Annotated in this window: 4 protein-coding genes and 1 pseudogene; 2 read left to right on the forward strand and 3 right to left on the reverse strand. The window is 45.0% G+C overall.

From position 1 onward, the window contains the following. Positions 1-53 precede the first annotated feature (53 nt). Positions 54-3,542: a PAS domain-containing hybrid sensor histidine kinase/response regulator gene (locus tag FTV38_RS13660; protein ID WP_180022766.1), complete on the reverse strand. Its 3,489-nt coding sequence runs from the start codon at positions 3,540-3,542 to the stop codon at positions 54-56. Between the two features lie 181 nt (positions 3,543-3,723). On the opposite strand from FTV38_RS13660, the gene FTV38_RS13665 reads away from it, so the two are divergent. Further along, on the forward strand, positions 3,724-4,056 hold the full coding sequence (locus FTV38_RS13665; protein WP_078190540.1) for a DUF485 domain-containing protein: 333 nt from the start codon (positions 3,724-3,726) through the stop codon (positions 4,054-4,056). Between the two features lies 1 nt (position 4,057). Beyond that, positions 4,058-5,773 carry a cation acetate symporter gene (locus tag FTV38_RS13670; protein ID WP_180002715.1) on the forward strand — a complete coding sequence of 572 codons (1,716 nt, stop codon included), beginning with the start codon at positions 4,058-4,060 and terminating at the stop codon, positions 5,771-5,773. An 89-nt stretch (positions 5,774-5,862) separates the two neighbouring features. Here FTV38_RS13670 and FTV38_RS13675 read toward each other — a convergent pair whose 3' ends face one another. Then, complete coding sequence (locus tag FTV38_RS13675) at positions 5,863-6,237, reverse strand: hypothetical protein (protein ID WP_180022767.1); 375 nt, start codon at positions 6,235-6,237, stop codon at positions 5,863-5,865. A gap of 142 nt (positions 6,238-6,379) precedes the next feature. After that, positions 6,380-6,471, reverse strand: a pseudogene (locus tag FTV38_RS13680) (IS5/IS1182 family transposase); the annotation flags it as partial.

Below are 6,471 nucleotides of genomic sequence, written 5' to 3' on the forward strand. Positions count from 1 at the left end.
TTTCATGTGAATGAAATGGGCTACTTTTCACAGAGCGATGTCCTGTAACAACGCTACTGATTTGAAATTTTTAAACCAGATAACCATGAACGCAGTGAAGCCGGTTTCAATGGTTTTTTCAGTAAGACGATGTTTAACTCTTTTAGACGTTGCGGTAGTTCAGGATCAGAATCTGCGGTAATCAGCGCCACAGGGACATTTTCCTGACGGTTATCTAAAATAAAGTCGAGACCGATCTTGTTGTTATTCAAGTGTTGGTCAACCAACCAAACTTGAATATTTTCTTGTTGAATCAACTCCATGGCCTGTTCAGGTTCAGTGGCTTTAAAGACTTGATAGCCCCATTTGGTCAGTAAGGTCGACATCCCTTCCAAAATGGTTTCATCATTGTCTAAGCACAGAATCTTATAGGCTTTGGTCTTCAGCGGAACCGCTTGAGTCGGTGCAGCGACCACTTTTGGCGCAGCGACCACAGGCACTTCAATCATAAAACACGAACCATGACCAAGTTCTGAGAACACATGCACTGGGTAGTCGAGTAGGCTGGTCATGCGTTGCACGATGGCTAAACCTAAGCCCAGGCCCTGTTCGCCCCAAGGAGAGGTATGTCCACAGCGTTCGAACTCTTGGAACAACTTAATGCGCTGTTCTTCCGCGATCCCTGGACCTGTATCCCAAACGCCAATACGAATATGTCCTGGACGTGCTGAACGTAGCACACCCACCACAACACGACCACGCGCCGTATAGCGTAGGGCATTGCTGACGAAGTTTTGAATAATACGACGAATCCACTGTGGGTCGGTGTCAATCCAGAACTGAGCATCATGTACGGTCAGTTTGATATTACGCTGTGCCGCAATCGATTTAAATTGCAGTTCAAGATCGCTGAGTAAGTCATGCAGCGGATAAGGCTGACGTTTTGGTTGAATGGTTCCACCTTCGAGTCGTGCGATATCCAAGAGGGCAGAGAGCATACTTTCCGCACCATGCAGCGCACGATCTAGTTGCTGAAGCGTTTTACGATCATCGTCATTTTGTACGCTTTGCTCGAGGGCGGTACTAAACAGGCGAGCAGCATGCATCGGTTGCAATAAGTCATGGCTTGCAGCAGCAATGAAGCGGCTTTTCGACATATTGGCTTTATCGGCTTGCTCACGTGCCAATTGTTGTTCGGACAGGGCATCTGCCAACTGTTGGGTACGGTCTTGTACACGCCCTTCAAGCAAGGCTTCATTTTCACGGAATGCGGTAATATCGGCAAAGGTCGTGACGAAACCACCGCCTTCGATCGGGTTCCCGCGCATCTGAATTACACGACCATCTTTACGAATTCGTTCAAATTCGTGTGCGCTGCCGACTTGCATCCAATGCATACGTTTACGCACATGTTCTTCGACTGAACCAGGACCACATTCGCCGCGTTCAGCGTTATAACGAATCAAGTCTGAAATTGGGCAACCGACATAGACAATGTCTTTTGGATAATCAAACAGTTTGAGGTATTGATTATTCCATGCCACCAAACACATATTTTCATCAACCACGGACACACCTTGAGTCATATGGTCGATCATGGTCATGATCAGGTTTTGGTTAAAGCGCTGCCACTGTGAGGCTTGGTCAAGAATATTTGCGACCTGACCGAGTGCTAAACCATTATTGACCATGGCTGTGGTGAGTAGGGTACGGGCAGATGCCGCACCGATGGTGCCGGCAAGATACTGTTCGGTAAAACGCCACCACATGCCGTTGGCGCTGCTATTTTCATTCAAAACGACATTGTTTTGTGCGCAGAACTGGTTGAAGGCGCGCATAGTTGGACCTTCACCGGTAATGCGTTTTGCCAAAGTAATCAGATCACCTACTTTTAAGCGTGCCACATCATGGTGAATATAGCTGATGTCGTTTGATGTACTTTGAGCCGGGAGGGGCTTGGTTTCATAATAAAAGAAACTTTCGGCCTGAATTTGCTCGGCAACACTTGGACGGAAGACGCGGGAAATCCAAATATAGAGGGTGATATTTAAACCGAGTGCCCAAACTACGCCATGGGTAAGTGGATCGAAAGATTCAAACCCTAACAGTGCTTCAGGACGTAACCAACTCAAGCCTAGCGGACCCTGACTTAAAAGATTTTCGGTAAATGTTTTAAATTGTTCAGGCAGGCTACGCAATACGGTTGGTAATAACAGGGTATAAGCCCACATGCCAAAGCCGACCAACAGACCTGCATATACGCCTTGCTTACTTCCGCCGCGCCAATATAAACCACCAATTAACGCCGGTGCAAACTGTGCCACAGCACTGAAGGCCAATAGGCCAAATACCGATAATTGGTCAATGTCATTGAAGAAATGGAAGAACAAGAAGCCCAATAACATGACCGCTAAAATACATACACGACGTGTGAATTTCAGTACGAGTGGTAGGCGTTTGTCATGACGTGACAATAAGCGTGTACGCCACAGTGCAGGCATGATCAAGTCATTACTGAGCATAATCGACAAGGCCACTGACGACACCAACAGCATACCTGTCGATGCTGAAAAACCACCGAGAAACGCAAGTAAGGTCAACCAGTCTTGGTTATAACTCAAAGGCAGTGAGAGCACGGCAACATCGGGGATTGCCAAGTAGGCAGGTGCTGCATGCAGCGCCCAACTGGCAATCGGGATGATCGCGATAATGGTTAAAATCAGATAAATGGCAAACCAACGACGAGCACCACGGATATGCTTTTCATCTCGCAGTTCAACCACCGCGACATGGAACTGACGTGGTAGACAAATAATCGCTAATGCAGCCAATAAAGTTTGAATCCAAAAGCTTTCTGGCACACCTTTGAGCTGAACATCTTTAAAGGTGGTGTTGATGTCATGGCTGATTTGAGCCATGTTTTCAGGTGATTCAAAAACAAAGAAAAATGCGACTGCAAGTAGTGCAAACAGCTTGACGAAAGACTCAAATGCCACAGCCAACATTAAGCCGCCGTGCTGTTCAGTATTGGCAATCTGTCGTGTCCCAAACATCATCGCCAAAATCGCCAATACACCAGTCAAAAACAGCACACTATTGGTGGTGCTGGTCAGACCAGCGGTCGGTTCTAAAATGACCGTTGCACTTAGGGCAATTGCACGTAGTTGCAAGGCTAAATAGGGAATAATGGCAATCACGGCAAGGATCGTGACTAATGACGCTAAGGGGCCACTTTTACCATATCGTGCTGCTACAAAGTCGGCAATCGATGAAATGGCATGATGCTGACGGACACGGCCTAAACGTCGCCAAATATCATAGCCGAGCGCAACAAATAGCAGCGGTCCTAGATAGATCGGCAGGAAAATAATGCCCTCACGAACCGCGGCACCTGTTGCGCCATAAAACGTCCAAGATGAACAGTAAACCCCTAAAGTTAGACTAAAGAGAAGCATTCTGCCGCGAGTACTGAGCCTGCTGGCATGCTTTTCACCAAAGAATGCACATACAAAGAGTAATGCGATGTAAAGGGCCAATACCCCGACGATAAGCCAACTATTCATAGAGCCTGCAGCATATTAATTCTCGCTTAATGATAACGCATCCATAGGCTTAGGGAGGTTATTGCTCAAAATTTAACGACCAAAGTCTAAATTACAAGAGATAAGGAACATTGGTAAGTTTAGCTTCGAAATAATTCGAATTAGAAAATTGCGCGCCAAGGTTCGGCGTAAGGAGAACATTATGGATGAGAGACAGGTAGAACAAATTCTACAGAATCCAAAATTTAAGGAAATGGTTAGCCGTAAAAGTAAGTTGAGCTGGACTTTGACGATCATCATGTTGGTGGTCTATGTCGGCTTCATGCTACTTGTGGGCTATAACAAAGAGTTCTTGATGCAATCCGTGAGTGGTGGTGTAACCACGATTGGTATGCCATTAGGTTTGAGCATTATTGTATTGTCATTCCTACTCTGTGGTGTGTATTCGTACATTGCAAATAATAAATTAGATGCATTAAACGAAGAAGCAATGCGTGAAGTAGAAGCAATTACTCAAGAAAAAGGACTTCACTAAGATGAAATGGAATTCATTGAAAGCAACAGCACTGGCGGCTCCCGCTCTGCTCATGTCAAGCATGGCAATGGCAGGACCAGATTTAGGTGAAGCACAGCAGCAAGCGACCAACTGGCACGCAATTATCATGTTTGCCATCTTTGTAGGTTTTACGCTGCTAATTACTAAATGGGCTGCAAAACAAACTACCAACACTGCAGATTTCTATACTGCTGGTGGTGGTATTTCAGGTTTCCAAAATGGTCTAGCGATTGCCGGTGACTATATGTCAGCAGCATCGTTCCTCGGTATTTCCGCAATGGTATTCAGTTCAGGCTTTGATGGCTTGCTGTATTCATTGGGCTTTATGGTGGGTTGGCCAATTGTATTGTTCTTAGTAGCAGAGCGTCTGCGTAACTTAGGTAAATTCAACTTATCTGACGTTGTATCGTTCCGTTTGGCTGAAAAACCAGTACGTACATTGGCAGCAATGAGCTCGCTGGTGGTTGTAGCGTTCTACCTAATCGCACAGATGGTGGGTGCAGGCCAGTTAATCAAATTGTTATTCGGTCTAAACTACAACATTGCGGTTGTGATTGTTGGCTTGCTGATGATGGCGTATGTAATCTTCGGCGGTATGTTGGCAACGACTTGGGTACAGATCATTAAAGCAGTGATGCTACTTTCTGGCGCAACGTTCATGGCATTCATGGTCATGAAGGGCGTGGGCTTCAGCTTCTCTGAAATGTTCTCACAATCTATTCAAGTTTTCTCTAAAGTTCACGAAGTGACTTTGGCAGAAGCGGGCAATATTATGGGGCCTGGTAAATTGGCTGCAAACCCAATTGATGCGATCTCTCTAGGTCTTGCATTAATGTTCGGTACAGCAGGTTTACCACACATCTTAATGCGTTTCTTCACGGTTAAAGATGCCAAAGAAGCGCGTAAATCAGTGGTTGTAGCAACAGGTTTCATTGGTTACTTCTACCTACTGACTTTCATCATTGGTTTTGGTGCGATCCTTTACGTTTCAAACAACCCACAATTCCTTGATGTTGCAAAAATGGCGGTAACTGGCAAGCTAGAGCTTGTTGGTGGTAACAACATGGCTGCGGTGCATTTATCTGATGCATTAGGCGGTGATTTGTTCATGGGCTTCATTTCAGCGGTGGCATTCGCAACGATTCTTGCAGTTGTTGCAGGTCTAACATTGTCTGGTGCTTCAGCTATTTCACATGACTTGTATGCAAACGTATTCAAGAAAGGTCAAACAACGCCAGAATCTGAACTTCGTATGTCTAAAATCGCGACTTTAGGTCTTGCGATCTTCGCGATGATTTTAGGTATCTTGTTCGAGAAACAAAACGTTGCATTCATGGTTGGCTTGGCGTTCTCTGTAGCAGCATGTGCAAACTTCCCAGTACTTGTATTGTCTATGTTCTGGAGAGGCTTGACCACTCGCGGCGCAGTGATTGGCGGTTTAGTAGGTCTGCTTACAGCAGTGACCCTAATTATCTTATCTAAAGCAGTTTGGGTAGATACATTCGCAATCTCTGAAACACCAATTAACCCATTCAATGGTCCTGCTATCTTTGCAATGCCATTGGCATTCATCTGCTGCTGGTTGTTCTCTGTGACTGATAATTCAGCACAAGCACAAGCTGAGCGTAAAGCATTCGATGCACAGTATGTACGTTCACAAACTGGTATTGGTATCTCTGGTGCTTCAGATCACTAATCTGAATCGCCTAAAAAGCCCCTAATAAGGGGCTTTTTTTATACCTGAGTAAATTATAGGGAGCAGTGGATCATGGACAAATCTCTGTCTTATTTGCGTGTATAACTCTCTCCTTTGACTGACATTTTCCAATGGCCTTGATCATCTTGATAAGGCGAGCGCTGAATGGTGAATTGTTGAGAGAAATTATCCTGACCGATGCTAAAGCTCTGATCACCAAAACTGCTCAAATGGGCTTTTATTCGCGACTGTTCAGCACCACTGAAGGTTTGGTTGGCAATACTTTTTTCAGTATGTTCTTGATGGTGATACGTCACTTCGCCCGACGATTTGATCACTAATTCACTGTGGTTGTTTTGCCAAGTCCCCACATAATTTTCATGGCCTTTGAGGAGCGGACTGTTTTGTGTACAGGCAGAGAGCATGAGCAGACAGAGGGGTGCAAATACGAGATGTTTTTTCATAATGAAATCTACCACGCAGGAGATTTCTTTAAATGTGCGCCTGAATGCTGAAACTTACAATAGGCTTTTTGAGGCTCATAGGTGATAAAAAAATCGAGGAAGAACATTAGGGTGTGTTGACATTTACAGCCGATAAATTGAGCTAAAGAGGCAACCATATAAATATACAAGCTAAAGCAACAGCGCTTTGATAGTTACGTTTTAGCTTATCGTATCTTGTGGCAATTCCTCTAA

Source organism: Acinetobacter sp. YH16044 (assembly GCF_013417145.1).
Classification (GTDB): domain Bacteria; phylum Pseudomonadota; class Gammaproteobacteria; order Pseudomonadales; family Moraxellaceae; genus Acinetobacter; species Acinetobacter amyesii.